Genomic DNA, 16,036 nt, shown 5'->3' with positions numbered 1-16,036 from the left:
GAAAACAGTAATTTAGACAATAGCGACCTGCTTTAGCAGAACACCCACTTCCTGGCGCATGGCCTTCTGATTGTAGTTCAAGAACTCGCGAATTCGACGAGCGGCTTCCAATTTAATGACTGGTTCAGGCTGCTTAATAACCTGAGCGCGTAATCTTGCCAGAAGCAACTTGTAGGCAATATGCTCACTTGGCACAAAAGCATCATCCTCCAATATTCGCTGCCAAACTCTATGTTCAACATCGGGTAGAGAGGACCCGGTCTTTTGCCGTATATCCATTGCACGATTCAGCAATATTAACTCTGGCTTTAAAGTACGGTAGTTCTTACGAAAATACTCTCGAATTGTTTCAATTGCCTGAATTTTTTGTTCTTTCGTGCGGCCTTGCACAAAAGCCGCCCTTTGCCGGGATATTAGAAGGTTGAACGGTATGCTCTGAGAATTTAGCCCCAACTTACCGCTCAATAGTTCGATCCAGACAACACTTTTTAATGCAGGCAATACCAGCCGTTGCCTGCTTTTAACTGCCCGTGCGCGCTGCTGTAACTTTTCTGTTGTTATACCGCAGACCTGTTCTATCTCACCATCAAGTTGCCCGCTATTTTCAATAAAAAACTGTCGCAATTGTAACTTCAAACCCAATAGTTCATCCGCATCATCCGTTTTTGCGGCGGCAAGTTTTAACTTACTAAGTAAGAATTTAAGCGGTAATACGCTTGTCCTTACGATCAATTGATCGTTCAGTATACGATCCCACGCTTTGTCAATTTCGGTAGGCAGATAAGCGAGAGCGCGAGCAGTTGCCGATGCCTTTTCCAAATCATCCTTAATGGCTTTGAGTGTTGTATCGTTAATACCATAGAGATCCGAAACCACACTGGAATCCACACCCTTTATTTGGCCCAACGCAACCTGTTGTCGTAAAAAATTGGAATAGTAACGTGAAGGGTGACCGACGAATGACTGCTGACCAATTAGATCTTTACTAAGGAAAGTCGTATCGGATAACGCCGACTGAGGTACTTGAGCGCTGATCATACAACTGTATGTACCCAAATTCATGTAACGCCAGCGACCGGAGACCAACTCCTCGGTGGCTTCTTTTTTACTTGTTCCAAATAAACCGAAAAGGCGTTTTTTATCGTGCAGGTCGAGTTCTATATCAAAAACTTTTTCCTGCTCGTTAACGCTAACCGATTTTATCGTCCAAGGAGATCGAATACCCAGAGCATGCTCCAGGTCGCGAAGATCATTTCGTTCCATCCTGCACCCCTAAATAATTAGCACAGACGTGAAGTTAAAATGCATCCAGCAAAACACGCCACAACAATATCCAATGTAACTCTAGCAGTTACATTCGTTAATAAACGCCGATCAACTTATAGTAAATTTTAAATTGTGAACAGCGCACAAAGATTCGTCCGAAGCATAGAACCAGAAAATATAAGTTATTGTCAATCGTTATTACCGTCTAAAAGACATATCTATATTTTATTAAGGCTAGTTACAAACAAGTGCCGTAAAATAATTATGAAATCTTCGAACTTAGATCAAAAAACATTCTCCATACAAACAATATCATTTTCAAGTTCTAAGCTAGGAAAAATATTTAATCCTTAACTTCTCCACGCCCTGTGCATGCGCAACCGTATTTATTAAAAACAATTACATTAATATTTTCCTTAATCATAAAACTTGCAACCAGTTAACACTTGTTGGCACAAATAACTTCCGCGTGGCGCTAATCGCCCTCACGAATATTCCCAATCTGTATGTAAAATTTAACGACACTTTGATTTCACCTACTACGGATGTCGATTAAAAAATTATTATCCACACCCTAAAACGTTTTATAACTTTTTAGTCATAAATTCGAAATACGTATGATATGAGGAGTTTGAAGTACATGACTATCAATTCGAAATTAAATGTAGGCATTATAGGTTCTGGAAAAATCGGCACTGACTTGCTGATTAAAATTTTACGCTCTGAACTTCTTCGCTGCGAACTCTTCGTAGGCAGAGATATTGACTCGCCCGGCATTCAAAAAGCAAAATCTATCGGCATCAACGTTTCGGATAAAAGCTTGCAAGCTTTTAAAGATCACCCGAGAAAACTCGATTTAGTTTTTGATGCTACCTCTGCAGCCCACCATGTAGGCCATGCCTCTTACTTTCGCGAGCAAGGAATCAAAGCTATTGATATGACCCCCGCAAAAGTAGGGCGGTTCTGCGTCCCGACAATTGATGCTGATGTTGTTACGCTTGAACCCAACGTAAATATGATCACCTGCGGTGGCCAGGCCTCCATTCCCGTTATCCATACACTGTCACATGTGTATCCCAGAATAACCCAGATAGAAGTTCGCTCACACTTGGCCGCCGACTCCATAGGTCCCGGAACGCTAGCAAATATTGATGAATATTATTCCAGCACCGCCTCCGCCATCTCCGCCTACTCCTGCATACAAAATGTCTCCGTCGATTTGCAAGTGGAGAATAGTGCATGGAAACCCGATATGCTGACGGTGATTCGCGCTTACACTGATGATAGCGACCTAGAAAAGCTCTTTGCACCACTACAACAACGTGTTGCCTCCGTACGTAAGCAAGTCCCTGGCTACAATATTGTTGGTACCCCCCGCTATAAGGATGGCGCCGTAGAGTTACTGGTTAGCGTACGAGGACAGGGCGACTGGATTCCCGCCCACGCGGGCAACCTGGATATCATCAACTGCGCAGCAATCGCAATTGCCGAAAAGTATGCAGAGCACCTTGGCTACAATCCGGCACTCGCACCCAGCAGTAATGGTCGGGACGTTATGCAAGGTGCACTGGGCTCGATTTTTGGCCTGTTGGGTAAAGGTGGCAAGAGCGTTCCCGGCGCAGCCTAGGAACTCAATAGCATCGAGCTTCCGGGCGGCATTCTGTCGTCCAAATGCTCCTCCCTCAACACCGACCTTCATGCTAAACTGCGCCCCTTTTTATCTTAAAGAGGCCAGCCATGACCGACACAACTCAACTCGACACTCTCACCAGCTCCGAAAGCCGCGTTAGCTACGGCATAGGTCTTCAAGTGGGCAAACAACTCTCATCCAATCGTTTCGAAGGCATGAACTACAAAGCGGTTGCTCGCGGCGTAATTGATGCATTGGAAGGCAACGAGCCTTGTGTTGCAGAAAGCGATTTACAAGCAGCCTTCGCTGAGATCCGCCAACGTATCGAAGCGCAGCAAGCTGAGCAGTCAAAAACACAAGCAGCCGAAGGTGAAGCTTTTCTTGCCGAGAATGCAAAAAAACCCGGCATTACCGTAACCGAGAGCGGCCTACAATATGAAACACTGCAAACCGGCGAAGGTGAAAAGCCATCTGCCAACTCAACTGTTCGCACTCACTACCACGGCACACTGACCGATGGCACGGTTTTCGACAGCTCAGTCGATCGTGGCGAGCCAGCAGAGTTCCCCGTTAATGGCGTTATTGCAGGCTGGACCGAAGCCCTGCAAATGATGACAGTGGGTTCCAAATGGCGTTTATACGTGCCGTATCAACTGGCCTACGGCGAGCGTGGTGCCGGTGGCTCTATTGGCCCTTACGCAGCGCTGATTTTCGACGTTGAATTACTTGATATCGTAGCTTAACCCAACAGGCTAATAACATGTGGTTTAAAAACCTGCGGATTTTCCGTTTAAGCAAAGGCTTTACTATCAGCCCGGAAGAATTGTCCGAGCTAATGGAGCCTTTTGCCTTTCAACCCTGTGGAAAACTGGACCCGGCAAAATATGGGTGGACTACTCCCTTGGGCCGCCACGGGACTGAGCTGGTTCACGCTTCCAACGGCAACATTATGGTCTGCGCCAAACGGCAGGAAAAAATCCTGCCGGCGGCGGTAGTTAAAGAGGAAATGGAAGACCGTATTGCCGCTATATCTGCAGAAGAGGCTCGTCATGTCGGACGCAAAGAGCGCGATGCATTAAAAGACGAAGTCATCTTTTCTCTGCTACCGAAAGCCTTCGCAAAATCATCACTCGACTTTGCCTACATTGCTCCACGCGAAAAATGGATTATCGCCAACGCCGCCTCAAGCAAACATGCCGAAGAAATTGCCAGCGGCCTGCGTGAAGCAATCGGCTCACTGCCAGCAGTTCCTCTCAGCAGCCACGATACACCCGTAGCGGCCATGACCAGCTGGCTGCGAGAAAGTTCGGCTCCGGCACCTTTCACTTTTGGCGAAGAGTGCGAGCTTCAGGCGCCGAAAGACGGACGCATTATTCGCTGCAAAAATCAGGACCTCACTGCAGACGAAGTGCTCAGCCATATCAACTCTGGCATGGTGGTAAGCAAGCTCGCACTTACCTGGAAAGACGCCGTTCACTTTATACTGGATGACCAGCTGGCCATTAAACGGGTAAAGTTCGAAGATAAGCTTATTGAGCAAGCCAATGACCACCACACAGAAACCGCAGCGGAACAGTTTGATGCCGACTTTGCCATTATGGCAACCGAGCTAAAACACTTTATCGGTGACTTACTTAAAGCTCTGGGGGGGGAGAACACGGCTAACGATTAACCCCAAAAAGCGTGTAAGGAAATTGTTTTATTGGGAGTAATTTTTCACTCAGCAATATACCGCTAAGGTTGCATCGCTCGAAAAACAAAGGAACTGACGAATGGAAAGAACAATAACAAACCGAGAAGCAACCGAACTTCAAGCACAGGTAATCACTAAAGCGCACACCCATATCCCCGCCCTTACCGGCGTGCGCTTTTTTGCCGTTTTCCATATTTTTATGTTCCACCTATGGGTGCTGTACGATATGGAAAAACCCGAAAAATTTTCCGATTTAATGAGCGGCTATAGCCGGCTCCCCGATACACTTATTACTTTTTTCAGTCACGGCTGGATGTCGACCAGTTTTTTTTTCATCCTGTCAGGCTTTATTCTGGCCTATATATACTGGGATAAGGACGGAAATATTGTAGGCGGAGACAAGCGCTTCTGGCTTCGTAGAATCGGTCGCCTATACCCCATACATATTATCGTAATGCTGGTAACTTTTTTATTTATCGGCTCCTATTACCTCTCTTTCAGGTCACTGACAGACTTATTGCCCAGCGCCATCGGAACACTTGCCCTGGTTCAATCCTGGTATCCCCCCTGGGTACCAGAATGGAACTGGCCCGCCTGGACCATTTCGGCGCTCGCATTTTTGTATTTCATCATGCCCTTTTTGTGCAGGCAGCTGGCGAAACTAAGCCGCAAACAAATGTTTATCGTCCTACTGTTGCTACCCATTATTTCGCTACTCCCTACGGTGGTTTATTCATTTTACTTTCCACACGGAAGTGAACCTATTCAGAACTGGCAAATTTTTCTTGGCTCGACACCACTGTTTTGGCTAGCGCAATTCTCTTCCGGCATGCTGTTAAGCCGGGCCTTTGGTATCAGTCGCTTCAGCAACAGCTGGAGAAAGGACAGTGGCAAAAAATTTGCGTGGGGCGACATCGCTCTTCTCGTGTTAATCGCTACCGCTTGCTTTACAACGATTAAAGAGCCGCTGAAATTCTTCGTTCGCCATGGGCTATTGATGCCACTATTCTGGATTATTATTCTCGACTTTGCCCGAGGTAACGGCCTGGCGGCAAGACTGTTTTCACTACCCGGAACCGGTTTTTTTGGTGAGACCGCTTATTCGCTCTTTATCTGGCAAAATATGGCAATGGCGCTATGCTGGTCTACCGCAGCCAGCTTTAGTGGCACGGGCTACCAACAGGTTTGGGCTGCGCCCCTCGGACTGGCGTTATTTTCCGTTATAAGTACCTACTGGATCGAAAAGCCCATAGCCCGGAAATTACGTCGTAAATTTGAACACTAAGCCGACTCAATCAGGCCTAATATAACGTCAGGTAAAAACGGTCGTCCGCGCTCATTGAGCGAAGTGCCTGTAATTTTTCCCTGCAGCATAAGGGCATCATCCGTTTGACGGTAAATGCCCTGAATAAAATTGAAGCGAATTCTAGACGAACGCTCCAGGCGGGTTCCCACCCAGAACTTATCTCCCGGCCGCAGAGATTGCTTGTAATCAAGCTCAGCACGCACAACAACCAAATTGATTTTCTGCTCGGCCAGCGCTGCGAAAACAATACCCGAAGCCAATAGAAACTCATGGCGCGCATGCTCTAGGTACTGCTGATAAACACTGTTATTCACCACTCCCTGGATATCGCACTCGTAATCGCGAACCTTTAATTCAAGCCGGTGCTTAAAATCCATCAGAACGTCACCTCCACTAAACGAACATCAAAAATAAGGACTTCATTTGGTCCAATTTTGTTGTCGGCACCACGCTTGCCCCAAGCTAAACTGGGGGGAACAACAAACTCAAAACGCGCCCCCTCCGCCATTAACTGTAAACCTTCACGCAAACCTGGAATGGCTTCCGTCATTGTAAATTTATCGGGCACGCCAGACTTGTAGGTGTCAGCAATAATACTGCCAGCGGCACTTAAAACACGCTGATTGACAACTACAGTGTCCCGTTCAGCGGGGTGAATACCCTCTGCACTCTCAATCACTTTATAGAGCAATCCGCTTTCCGTACTCATCACGCCATCGCGTTGGGCATATTTATGCAGGAAGGCTTCCCCCGATTTTCGGTTTTGACCGGAGGAACCTTTGTTGAGCTTCTTTTTTTCTCTCATATTAAAAAACGTCACCACAGGACAGAGCTTGTGGAGCTTATTTTACACGCTATTGAAAGCAGAGGGAGGATGCTCAGCCAAACTATCCTATGTTCGACTGAGAAAAACTATAAGTGGGGTAGCTGGTAACGATCCAAAAGCTCTTTCAAAATGTCCGTAATTTCTACACGCAATTGATAGTGGCGGTCTTTTGCGGCCTTCCCGTCACCCACGCGAATGGCGGCCAGAACCTCAGTATAAGCCTGCGTTGAACTGTAGGGTTTGGGACGGAGCTTAAGGGTAATTTTCCGAGCACGATGAACCTGGGCGCGAACGGTTTCCACCAGCGAGGCTAAGCGTTTGTTACCTGCAAACGTCATCAGCAGGCGATGAAACTTCTCTTCGGCTGCTGCCCAAGCTTCGATATCATCGACAACCAGAGCTTGCTGCATTTCATTCACAGCATCAACCATAGGCTGAAGAGTATCAACGCTTAATGATTGCTTAGCAATTAATTCAACCGCCATACATTCTAACGCGTTTAACACCTGACTGATTTCAATAATGTCGTCAGGAACAAGAGGCAACACCCTCATACCGCGTCGCGGAATTAACTCGATTAACTTCTCTGCTTCTAAACGAATCAAAGCTTCTCTAACCGGCGTTCGGCTCACACCCAAATTGCGCGCTATTTCCGGCTCTAATGCTTGATAACCTGGGGGAAATTCGTTGGAAAGGATATTATCTTTGAGTCTTCGGTAGGCTAGCTCAACCCGAGACAGGCCTGGCTCTTGTATTTCGTATTGCTCACTCATAACCACTTACTTTTATTAGAATATTAGGCGTCGAAAAATTGTTCCCTCAATAAAATATCCAACCATTTATGTTTTGGCGATTGTAACACTCGTAATTCTCACTTGTGGAGCGCCAAAAGTGAGAATTACGTGAAATTTACTCGCTTTCGCTGAATTCCCTACTTTGGTACCAATCACCCATAACACTGCCCCCTAAACCTTCCAGAACAGTGCCTAATACTTTCGGTAGAATTCTCTAGTACTCCCTTATCTACCAGAGAATCGACAAAATCACACTATTTAACATGTTATATTTATTTGGATCGATATCCAACTCTAAGTTAGAGAAAAAACGGAGCGCACGAACCACCGCATACATTAAACGTGCCTTGACCCCTCAACTTGTGCTTTAATTACAAGGTTGTAGCCAACCGTATTATTATGAAACCCTTAAAAACCAAAGCTCAAATCCGAGCGGAAATAGATGGCCAGATTAACCAATACCTTGCATCAGGGGGCGAGGTCAACGCCATTGAGTCTGGCATCAGCGGTAACCTGAATAATTGCAACCACTTTTCCAATTCTCCCAACTTTCAACCCAAGCAGGATCGTACGCCGGTTACCGAGGTCATCAAACAGGTTGAGCAGCGACGCAAACAAAAACCTGGCCCCCCGCTCAATAGACATTCAAGACCCAAGAAAAAGCTGATAACCGATGACTTTGGTGAGCCGCTGCGCTGGGTGTGGGTAGAATAATGCGCCATTGGCTGTTTAAAACCGAACCTGACGAATACAGCATCCTCGACCTCAGCAAAGAAAGTGATCAAACAGGGCGCTGGGATGGCATTCGGAATTATCAGTCTAGAAATTTTATTCGGGATAGCATAAAAACAGGCGACCAGGTTTTGATCTATCACAGTAATTGCAAACCTACGGCTATCGAGGGAGTTGCGAGTGTCGTTAGAAGCGCCTACCCCGATCCGGCACAGTTCGAACATAAATCAGCTTATTACGACGCCAAATCACTGCCGGAAAGCCCTCGCTGGTTTTGTGTCGATATTCATTTAGAAGAACAGTTTACGCATGCCATCCCAATGGCACAGATAAAAAATGAGCCCGCATTAAAAGATATGGTGTTGTTAAAACAGCCACGGCTGTCGATACAACCCGTAACAACAGCAGAATTCAAAAAAATTTTGACGCTGACTAAATCACGCCGTGATTAATCGCGAGCCAATAACTCAGTAAAGTAATACCACCCAAGACAACAAGAATAATGCCCAGCAAGCGCAGTGGCTTGAAGGTGCGTCTCTCGACCGCATTGACATTAGAGGCAAGGTATTCGTCCACTTTTTTTTGATCTTCCGGGTAGAGTTCTGGCATGGCGCGTCTCGATATGTTCTTTCCCTCAGTGTACTACTGCAACTTAAAAGCTGTCATCCGGCAATGCCATTAGCGAATCAGCGCCGACCTCGATACGCACCGCCAGCAGCTCCACCTCGGGAAGTAAACGCTGAAAGAAAAACCGGGCAGTCTGCTGTTTAGCTTCAGCAAAACTTTTATTCTCGGCGTTTTGAGCCGCTGCGGCGGCTCGCAACCACATATAGCCGAAACAGATGTAGCCAAGTAAATTGAGGTAATCGACGGCAGCGGCACCTATTGCATTAGGATCTCTGCCAGCCTGCAAGATGATATTTGCCGTCGACCTTCTCGCTGTATTCATCGCAGCGGTTAAAGCCGTGATCATATCCTGCAAGCGGTCGTCGGCTTCCAAGCCGTCCATAAAGCGCGTTACTTCATCCAGAAAAAGATCCAGAAGCTCGCCTTTAGTTGCCAGTGTTTTTCGGCCGATAAGATCCATTGCCTGAATACCGTTGGTGCCCTCATAGATCTGGGTGATACGAATATCACGCACATGCTGCTCCTGCCCCCATTCCCGAATATAGCCATGGCCGCCAAAAACCTGCTGCCCCAGAACAGCCGCGTCGAAAGCACGATCAGTGAGGAAGGCTTTGGCAATGGGCGTTAGCAGCGCCACCATTTTTCCTGCCAGTACTTTGGCAGTACTATCCTCACTGAATTTCGCCTCATCCAACCATTGAGCCACGTAGAGATAAAATGCCCTACCGCCTTCGTTTAATGAACGCATGGTCATTAACATACGACGCACATCCGGATGGACGAGTATAGGATCAGCTGGGCTTTCCGGTTGCTTTACACCACAGGGGCTTCGGCTCTGCAGCCTGTCGCGAGCATATTCAACAGCGTTTTGGTAAGACACTTCGGCAACCCCCACGCCCTGAATGCCAACGGCAAGGCGCTCGTAATTCATCATGGTGAACATCGCAGCAAGCCCATTGTTAGGCTCGCCCACAAGCCAGCCGGTAGCGCCATCAAAATTCATCACACAGGTGGGCGAAGCTTTGATCCCCATTTTTTTTTCCAACGAACCGCAGTGAACGGCATTGCGCTCCCCTACGGATCCATTGCTATCCGGTAAAAACTTGGGAACTAGAAATAAAGAAATCCCGCGAGAACCCGCCGGGGCATCGGGCAGCTTAGCCAGCACCAAATGAACGATATTGGCGGCAAGATCATGCTCTCCCCAGGTGATAAATATTTTAGTTCCCGTGACACGGTAGCTACCATCACTAGCGAGCTCTGCCCGTGTGCGAATAAGCCCCAGATCGGTTCCCGCGTGCGGCTCGGTTAAATCCATCGCCCCAGACCATTCGCCGCTATACAGATATTCGAGGTAGGTCGCTTTCAGCTCATCAGTAGCATGGGCATCCAACGCTAAACACGCCCCGGAAGTCAGCATAGGCGCGAGCCCGAATGCCATACAACTTCCTTGCACCATTTCCTCCACTGCCGCGACCAAGCTTTTAGGCATGCCCATACCACCGTACTCAGGATTGCCGCTCAGCGCGCCCCAGCCACCGTCACAAAACAGCTGATACGCCTTCTTAAAACCCTCTGGGCTGACAACCTCGCCGTTATCGAACTGACAACCCAGCTCATCCGCTTCGCGGTTTAAGGGAGCGATGGCCCCCTTTACCAGCTTGCCCGCCTCTTCCAGAATTGCATCAGCGGTCTCCATATCCACATCATCCAACGCCGGCATAGAACGCCACAATCTTTCGGTCTCCAGCTGGTACTTTAAAACAAATCGGATATCATCGAGTGGCGGGCGATAGTCAGCCATGGAAATCTCCTGTTGGGCATTATTTCTATAGAAAATAGGTGGTTATGGGGAGAAGAGCCAGTAAATTATCGCCGCCAGTAGGGAAATAACGTGGCTTAAACAATCTGGTCGAGAATAGAACCCGGTTCTCGGGAACTCAAACTGGAGTTGGCAATACCCTGGCTAAGACGGGAACTGATAAGGTTCGCAGCCGTCCGAGCGAAGCCATCTTGGGGCTCGCTAGTCTCCGTTGCGTCTGAGCGACGCTCATCGCCTGAAGCTGACGTCGACACGTTATTGTCCACAACTTCCTGCTCGGACGTTTGCTTAATTTCGTCCTTGATTGCGGATTCTTCCGCTTTTTCCACTACCAGTTCACGGCGGGCCTCGGATTGCAGTCGAGTCGCTTCGGCGGCAACCTGTCGATCCTGGGGAGACGGTTCCGCCGGCGCCAGTGCCGCACGCTTAACGGTTTCCGCTTTTTGAAGGGTAGCTTCGGGCGTGGACTCACGACCGATCTCGATAGGGACTTCCCCTCCTACCGCATAGCGCACGCCATCCGGCCCTCGTGCATATTGGTATTGCGCAGCACCCGCATATTGACCTCCCACCGAAGAATGCGCCTGCTCATGAGCTCGCACCTCACGATCACGCGCAGCAAGACGGGAAATGTCGTTTTGATCCTGTTCCAGCTGGTTTGCTTCGCGACTCTGCTGAAGGCGATTTGCTTCTACGCTTACCTGCTCTCGTCGCCCGCTAGAGCCTTCCTCCGCACCAATCAAAGCGGACCCTTCAGTAGGCAAACCCTGTTCGGAACTACGGGTACGTAACTGCTGACGACCGCTAGCGGCCAGCTCCTCAACAGGTTGAAAGGGGGTATTTCGTTCAGATGGGTCTTGCCGCCCGGCCAGCTGATGCCCGGCGGGATGAGGGGGGGCGACTATACTCGCCAAACTTACAGGAAGGTTACCGCTAATCACGCCGCTTCACCGCAACGGCCGCTATAACAGCCGTTGTAACAACCAACCACAAAGACGAATTGTGCATTCGACTTACCTCGGTGGTCTAGCCCTACCGACCCGCGGATCGTTTTCTTCAATTGGAATTAACTGAGCTTGTGGCTGCTCGGGAAGCCCCAGTAACCAACGGAAAAAGTGTACTACAGCGTCAGGATTGAACATCAATTAAGCTCCCTAGCGTCTCATCCGAGACAGAAACGAGTTTCGCAGAAGCACTGAATAACTGCTCCTGTCGTCGCAATTCAATTAATGGCTCAATAATATCGCCTCCAGAATCCGATTCTACGGAACGAGATACAGGCGCCAGAGGCTCACTGGCCGGCAAAGGCTGTTGATCGATTGCTTGCGTTACAGGGTCTTCCCGCACATTGGCCTTGGCGATCTCATCAGCGGACTTCAGCATTTCTCGCTGACTGTGTTGCATTCCGCGCAGACCTTCGCTCATGACTGAATTTATCATCGATTCACCTCTTTCAACGGAAAACCATACTTACTACTGAAGTTTACGAAAAATAGCGCGTAAAAAACAGACAGAATGACACTCTTTATCACCAGAAATAAGACCGATTGGTGGTAACAAATACGTCATTATGGTGTTTTGTTTATATGCCCAGTGGAGACAAGTCGAGATACTCTGCCGCAGCCGCGGCCGTCGCTAGCTCCAGCCTGGGAATAAACCCCAGATGAGGGAAGGGCAGCAGGTGTTTTAGGGTATTGAGGTTTTCGTCCACCACAGCCATTTTCGGATCAATGACGGTGGCCACCCAGCCCGCGATTGTCAATCCATCCCGACATATAGCTTCTGCCGTAAGCAGGGCGTGATTAAGACACCCCAGTTTCATTCCAACAACCAGAATAACGGGAAGCCCCAGCTCTTTTGCCAAATCTGCTGTCGTTTGCCCTGGCGACAAAGGAACTCGCCAGCCACCGGCCCCCTCAATCACACAGAAATCTGCTTTCACGCCACCTGGGCGAGACATCATTGCGCCGCGGGTGTACCCCAACAACGTATCCACCGACAGGCGTTTGCCCTCACGCATGGCGGCAATATGAGGCGCCATGGGCTCACCAAGTAATACTGGGTTAATCTGCTGGTAACCCAATTTAAGTGTGGAGACCTGCTGCAGAAGTAGCGCATCTTCATTACATAATCCCTCGTCAGTTTCTATTCCACCGGCTGCGAGAGGTTTCAACCCCAGGGTTTGCTTGCCCTGTTCACGGGCTTTTTCCAGCAGCGCGGCGGCAACAAGAGTTTTGCCTGCATCGGTATCGGTGCCGGTAACAAAGAATGTTTGGCTCATGCAGATTGTCTCGGGCTAAGCTTTTTTCAGGTAGATGTAGTAGACCTCGTAGCGTGCCGGTAAACCCCTGTCGGGGTCAAGCCAGGAGCTGTAAGCCTTTTCTAGCTGATGGAAGGTTCGACGACCCATTAAGCCCTGCTGACGACCTTCATTGATGGTGTGGGCGCCAATACCCTTGAGTTCACGCATCAGATGAGTGACATCGTGGTAATAGAGCACCGGTGTTTCCGATTTATAAGCGACGATATTAAAGCCCGCTTGTTCTGCCACCTCTTTAATACTTTCCAACGGCATAAACTGGTTTACGTGGGCAAATTCGTCGATTTGCTGCCAGGCAGACCGCAACTCAAACAAGGTTTCCGGCCCCAAAGTGGTAAAGGCAAACCAGCCACCGGGTTTTAAGGCACGACTCATCTCATCGAACAGTTGCTGCGGGTTTTCACTCCACTGAACCGTCAAGCTGGAGATACAACCATCGAAGGTCTCATCTACAAATGGCAGGGACTCCATATCTCCCAAATGCCATTGAATATTTTCTTCCAGCCCCAGCTCTTCAAATTTTTGTTCCGCTTGCTCCAGCATTCCTTCAGCGATATCCAGTGCATGAATACGGCCCTCCGGCTGTGCAATCGTGGGAAATTCCTGCAGAAGCTTTTCGATACAGTAGCCGGTACCACAGCCAAGATCGAGCAGGGTTTGTCCCACCGGTTCACTGTTGCCGACACTAAACTTCACCAACGAATCCACCACCCGCTTTTGTAAGCGCGCCAGCGTATCGTAATTTTTCGCAGCGCTGTTGAAAGAGTTGGCAATACGCTTTTTACGCAAACTTGGGCGTGACGGCTGATGATCTAAAAAGGAGTTGATGGCAGCCGCAACATGTCGGCTATGACTGATGTGTGGCGCATGGCCTGCACCGGTAATGGTTTCGACCCAATGGCTGGGCGCGAGACGCTGCACCATGCGACCCGCACCGGCTGGCACCAAGGTATCACCCTTACCGAAAATGTGTAACCCCGGCAAGGTCAGGTTGCGCAGGGCGGTTCGGTTATCCAGTTCATCCAGATATTCAAGCGCCTGCAACCAGCTTTGGCTTTGCTCTTCGGCATTAAAGTCCAGAACGGATTCCAATGCTTCCACCACGTCACGGCGTTCGCTGTCACCCATAGATTGCAACGCAATAAAACGCTTTAGCGTACCTTCGCTATCATCCGCAAAAGTCGTACAAAATGCATCAAACACATCGCGCTCCATCGCGTGTTTCCAGGGCTTTTTGGGGCTCGCTGCACCGATATCATCTTTTACAAAGCGAGGATTGGTCGCGATGGTAATAATACGCCCAACTTTTTCCGGGTGGCGACTAGCCAATTGAGTGGCAATCATCCCTCCGAGCGACCAGCCAATCAAGGTTGTATTGGCGGGAAGCTGTCTGGACAGTTGCAGCAGAAGCTCCTCGCTGTCGGTAACCGCTAGGTCGCGGTTAAAACCAAAACCGGGCAAGTCAATAAAGACCATTTCGCGCTCGTCGCCGATAGCCTCTAGCAACGTCGGTAAAAAACTGTCCCACATACGACTATCGCAGCCCCAACCATGTAAAAAAACCAATACAGAACGATCGGCAACGGGGTTGGACGGTGATACTTCTTTTCTATTTAACAATTTAGTCACTTTCTCTGCTTTAGGGAATTCTGTTGTCGGCACTTTGGCTGACGCTTCGGGTGTAGTCATCTTTTGCTCCTAGCTAGGGCCTTGTAAACACCAATTGAGTTAGTGACAACTCAGCTAGCGTTTGCAGACCCTAATGCATATTCAAAGGCATCCAGTAACTGCTCCACCTGCTGTGGTGTATGTTGTGCGGTAAAGGTAACTCTAAGCCGGGCGGTTCCCTCGGGAACCGTCGGTGGTCTAATGGCACTAACCCAGCACCCTTTCTGCGCCAAGTCATTTGCCATTTGTAAAGCCTGCTTATCACTGCCGACCACAACGGGTTGAATGGGTGATGACGATGGCATCAACTCAAGCCCGAGATTGGCGCAGCCTTCTTGAAACATCTCAATTAGCTGTTTTAATTTTTGTCTTCTACCCTCGGCCGCTTGCAGTAATTTAAGGCTGGTGCGGGTCGCTGCTGCCACAGCGGGAGGCAGCGCGGTCGTGTAAATATAGGTACGGGAAAATTGTATCAGGCTCTCGACCAGCGCTTCACTTCCCGCAATAAAAGCGCCAAAAGTGCCAAAAGCTTTGCCCAGAGTACCAATCAATACCGGTACCTGTTGTTGATTCAGCCCAAATAGATCCACACTTCCTCGCCCTCCAGTGCCAAGAGAGCCAAATCCATGAGCGTCATCAACCATAATCCACGCGCCATACTTTTCGGCCAATTTAACCATCTCGGGCAGTGCTGCGAGGTCGCCATCCATACTGAAAACACCATCTGTCACAATCAGCTTTCGCCCGTGTTTACTGGCCTTCAGGCGTTTTTCGAGATGTTCCATATCGTTGTGACGGTAGCGACTAAAATCGGCTGAGGACAATAAACCGCCATCGATAAGTGACGCATGATTGATTTTATCCTGTAATACCAGGTCGCCTTTTCCCACTAGGGCGTTAATCACCCCCAGATTAGCCATATAACCGCTGGAAAAAAGCAATGCCCGCTCCCGACCAGTGAAAGCTGCCAGCTCTTCTTCCAACTTATGGTGCTCTTCCGAGTGGCCATTGACCAAATGTGAGGCACCGCTACCCACACCCCAATTTCCCGCAGCTTGTTGCATGGCCGCAATCACATCTGGGTGGCTCGCCAACCCCAAATAGTCATTACTGCAGAAGTTCAGCAGCTCTCGCCCACCCTCACGAATAACCGTGTCTTGCGGGGATTCCACCACTTTTCTCGTGCGGTAGCGATGTTGAGCTTTTCGTTCATCCAGTTTTTGCGCTAGGAATTGTTCAAAATTCAAGGGGCTACCTGATCGATTTTATGATTTGGAGGAGCGCCACCAACGGCGGCGTCTGGAGCGGCAGTCATGCAACCATCTGGGATGAGAAGTACCTGCAGCAGCCCT

17 protein-coding genes are annotated in these 16,036 nt (G+C 49.0%); 6 read left to right on the top strand and 11 right to left on the bottom strand.

Translation table 11 applies throughout. The features are described 5' to 3' along the window. Positions 1–12: 12 nt before the first annotated feature. Positions 13–1,263, bottom strand: coding sequence for a hypothetical protein (locus H5715_RS19090; RefSeq protein ID WP_075185031.1), 1,251 nt, complete (start codon positions 1,261–1,263; stop codon positions 13–15). Positions 1,264–1,906: 643 nt separating this feature from the next. Between H5715_RS19090 and H5715_RS19085 the strand changes: the two genes are divergently transcribed. The 4 genes from H5715_RS19085 to H5715_RS19070 all read left to right on the top strand — a co-directional run bounded on the left by H5715_RS19085 (position 1,907) and on the right by H5715_RS19070 (position 5,874). Beyond that, positions 1,907–2,893: an acetylating acetaldehyde dehydrogenase gene (locus H5715_RS19085; RefSeq protein ID WP_075185032.1), complete on the top strand. Its 987-nt coding sequence runs from the start codon at positions 1,907–1,909 to the stop codon at positions 2,891–2,893. A gap of 110 nt (positions 2,894–3,003) precedes the next feature. Beyond that, positions 3,004–3,639, top strand: coding sequence for a BamJ family beta-barrel-assembly machinery protein (gene bamJ, locus H5715_RS19080; RefSeq protein ID WP_075185033.1), 636 nt, complete (start codon positions 3,004–3,006; stop codon positions 3,637–3,639). A gap of 17 nt (positions 3,640–3,656) precedes the next feature. Further along, positions 3,657–4,568 carry a recombination-associated protein RdgC gene (gene rdgC / locus H5715_RS19075; protein WP_075185034.1) on the top strand — a complete coding sequence of 304 codons (912 nt, stop codon included), beginning with the start codon at positions 3,657–3,659 and terminating at the stop codon, positions 4,566–4,568. A 100-nt stretch (positions 4,569–4,668) separates the two neighbouring features. Then, positions 4,669–5,874, top strand: a complete 1,206-nt coding sequence (locus H5715_RS19070; protein ID WP_075185035.1) for an acyltransferase family protein — start codon at positions 4,669–4,671, stop codon at positions 5,872–5,874. Here the strand turns inward: H5715_RS19070 and H5715_RS19065 are convergent. The 3 genes from H5715_RS19065 to H5715_RS19055 all read right to left on the bottom strand — a co-directional run bounded on the left by H5715_RS19065 (position 5,871) and on the right by H5715_RS19055 (position 7,494). Beyond that, the gene (locus tag H5715_RS19065) at positions 5,871–6,272 is read right to left on the bottom strand and encodes an acyl-CoA thioesterase (protein WP_075185036.1); all 402 of its coding nucleotides are present in this window, start codon (positions 6,270–6,272) and stop codon (positions 5,871–5,873) included. The genes H5715_RS19070 and H5715_RS19065 overlap by 4 nt on opposite strands. Next, complete coding sequence (locus H5715_RS19060; protein WP_075185037.1) at positions 6,272–6,700, bottom strand: FKBP-type peptidyl-prolyl cis-trans isomerase; 429 nt, start codon at positions 6,698–6,700, stop codon at positions 6,272–6,274. Before H5715_RS19060 ends, H5715_RS19065 begins: the two co-directional genes overlap by 1 nt. Positions 6,701–6,807: 107 nt before the next feature. Next, entirely contained in the window at positions 6,808–7,494 is a 687-nt protein-coding gene (locus H5715_RS19055; protein ID WP_075185038.1) for a GntR family transcriptional regulator, read from the bottom strand. A 420-nt stretch (positions 7,495–7,914) separates the two neighbouring features. Between H5715_RS19055 and H5715_RS19050 the strand changes: the two genes are divergently transcribed. Together H5715_RS19050 and H5715_RS19045 are read left to right on the top strand one after the other, a co-directional pair. Continuing rightward, the gene (locus H5715_RS19050) at positions 7,915–8,229 is read left to right on the top strand and encodes a hypothetical protein (RefSeq protein ID WP_075185039.1); all 315 of its coding nucleotides are present in this window, start codon (positions 7,915–7,917) and stop codon (positions 8,227–8,229) included. Then, the gene (locus tag H5715_RS19045) at positions 8,229–8,699 is read left to right on the top strand and encodes an EVE domain-containing protein (RefSeq protein WP_075185040.1); all 471 of its coding nucleotides are present in this window, start codon (positions 8,229–8,231) and stop codon (positions 8,697–8,699) included. The genes H5715_RS19050 and H5715_RS19045 overlap by 1 nt, the downstream gene beginning before the upstream one ends. On the opposite strand, the gene H5715_RS19040 is transcribed toward H5715_RS19045, so the two are convergent. The 7 genes from H5715_RS19040 to bioF all read right to left on the bottom strand — a co-directional run bounded on the left by H5715_RS19040 (position 8,680) and on the right by bioF (position 15,931). Then, positions 8,680–8,856 (bottom strand): DUF3094 family protein, encoded by a 177-nt coding sequence (locus H5715_RS19040; RefSeq protein ID WP_075185041.1) that lies wholly within the window; start codon positions 8,854–8,856, stop codon positions 8,680–8,682. The two genes, H5715_RS19045 and H5715_RS19040, sit on opposite strands and share 20 nt — an antisense overlap. 43 nt (positions 8,857–8,899) lie before the next feature. After that, the gene (locus H5715_RS19035; RefSeq protein WP_075185042.1) at positions 8,900–10,678 is read right to left on the bottom strand and encodes an acyl-CoA dehydrogenase C-terminal domain-containing protein; all 1,779 of its coding nucleotides are present in this window, start codon (positions 10,676–10,678) and stop codon (positions 8,900–8,902) included. A gap of 95 nt (positions 10,679–10,773) precedes the next feature. Beyond that, positions 10,774–11,637, bottom strand: coding sequence for a putative metalloprotease CJM1_0395 family protein (locus H5715_RS19030; RefSeq protein ID WP_075185043.1), 864 nt, complete (start codon positions 11,635–11,637; stop codon positions 10,774–10,776). A 187-nt stretch (positions 11,638–11,824) separates the two neighbouring features. Further along, positions 11,825–12,136, bottom strand: a complete 312-nt coding sequence (locus H5715_RS19025; RefSeq protein ID WP_075185044.1) for a hypothetical protein — start codon at positions 12,134–12,136, stop codon at positions 11,825–11,827. A 142-nt stretch (positions 12,137–12,278) separates the two neighbouring features. Next, the gene (gene bioD / locus H5715_RS19020; RefSeq protein WP_075185045.1) at positions 12,279–12,977 is read right to left on the bottom strand and encodes a dethiobiotin synthase; all 699 of its coding nucleotides are present in this window, start codon (positions 12,975–12,977) and stop codon (positions 12,279–12,281) included. Positions 12,978–12,992: 15 nt separating this feature from the next. Then, complete coding sequence (gene bioC, locus H5715_RS19015) at positions 12,993–14,705, bottom strand: malonyl-ACP O-methyltransferase BioC (protein ID WP_083607961.1); 1,713 nt, start codon at positions 14,703–14,705, stop codon at positions 12,993–12,995. Between the two features lie 50 nt (positions 14,706–14,755). Next, positions 14,756–15,931 carry an 8-amino-7-oxononanoate synthase gene (bioF, locus tag H5715_RS19010; RefSeq protein WP_075185046.1) on the bottom strand — a complete coding sequence of 392 codons (1,176 nt, stop codon included), beginning with the start codon at positions 15,929–15,931 and terminating at the stop codon, positions 14,756–14,758. Positions 15,932–16,036 lie beyond the last annotated feature (105 nt).

Source organism: Teredinibacter haidensis, from assembly GCF_014211975.1.
Lineage (GTDB): Bacteria > Pseudomonadota > Gammaproteobacteria > Pseudomonadales > Cellvibrionaceae > Teredinibacter > Teredinibacter haidensis.
The sequence above is the reverse complement of the archived record's forward strand: the minus strand, read 5'-3'. Positions and strand labels throughout refer to the sequence as shown.

Excerpts from the sequence above, each read along its gene's own strand:
- bamJ (WP_075185033.1), top strand. The coding sequence starts at position 3,004 with ATGACCGACACAACTCAACTCGACACTCTCACCAGCTCCGAAAGCCGC.
- H5715_RS19065 (WP_075185036.1), bottom strand. The coding sequence starts at position 6,272 with ATGGATTTTAAGCACCGGCTTGAATTAAAGGTTCGCGATTACGAGTGC.
- bioD (WP_075185045.1), bottom strand. The coding sequence starts at position 12,977 with ATGAGCCAAACATTCTTTGTTACCGGCACCGATACCGATGCAGGCAAA.
- H5715_RS19040 (WP_075185041.1), bottom strand. The coding sequence starts at position 8,856 with ATGCCAGAACTCTACCCGGAAGATCAAAAAAAAGTGGACGAATACCTT.
- H5715_RS19090 (WP_075185031.1), bottom strand. The coding sequence starts at position 1,263 with ATGGAACGAAATGATCTTCGCGACCTGGAGCATGCTCTGGGTATTCGA.
- H5715_RS19070 (WP_075185035.1), top strand. The coding sequence starts at position 4,669 with ATGGAAAGAACAATAACAAACCGAGAAGCAACCGAACTTCAAGCACAG.
- H5715_RS19050 (WP_075185039.1), top strand. The coding sequence starts at position 7,915 with ATGAAACCCTTAAAAACCAAAGCTCAAATCCGAGCGGAAATAGATGGC.
- H5715_RS19035 (WP_075185042.1), bottom strand. The coding sequence starts at position 10,678 with ATGGCTGACTATCGCCCGCCACTCGATGATATCCGATTTGTTTTAAAG.
- H5715_RS19025 (WP_075185044.1), bottom strand. The coding sequence starts at position 12,136 with ATGATAAATTCAGTCATGAGCGAAGGTCTGCGCGGAATGCAACACAGT.
- H5715_RS19045 (WP_075185040.1), top strand. The coding sequence starts at position 8,229 with ATGCGCCATTGGCTGTTTAAAACCGAACCTGACGAATACAGCATCCTC.
- H5715_RS19085 (WP_075185032.1), top strand. The coding sequence starts at position 1,907 with ATGACTATCAATTCGAAATTAAATGTAGGCATTATAGGTTCTGGAAAA.
- H5715_RS19060 (WP_075185037.1), bottom strand. The coding sequence starts at position 6,700 with ATGAGAGAAAAAAAGAAGCTCAACAAAGGTTCCTCCGGTCAAAACCGA.
- rdgC (WP_075185034.1), top strand. The coding sequence starts at position 3,657 with ATGTGGTTTAAAAACCTGCGGATTTTCCGTTTAAGCAAAGGCTTTACT.
- bioC (WP_083607961.1), bottom strand. The coding sequence starts at position 14,705 with ATGACTACACCCGAAGCGTCAGCCAAAGTGCCGACAACAGAATTCCCT.
- H5715_RS19055 (WP_075185038.1), bottom strand. The coding sequence starts at position 7,494 with ATGAGTGAGCAATACGAAATACAAGAGCCAGGCCTGTCTCGGGTTGAG.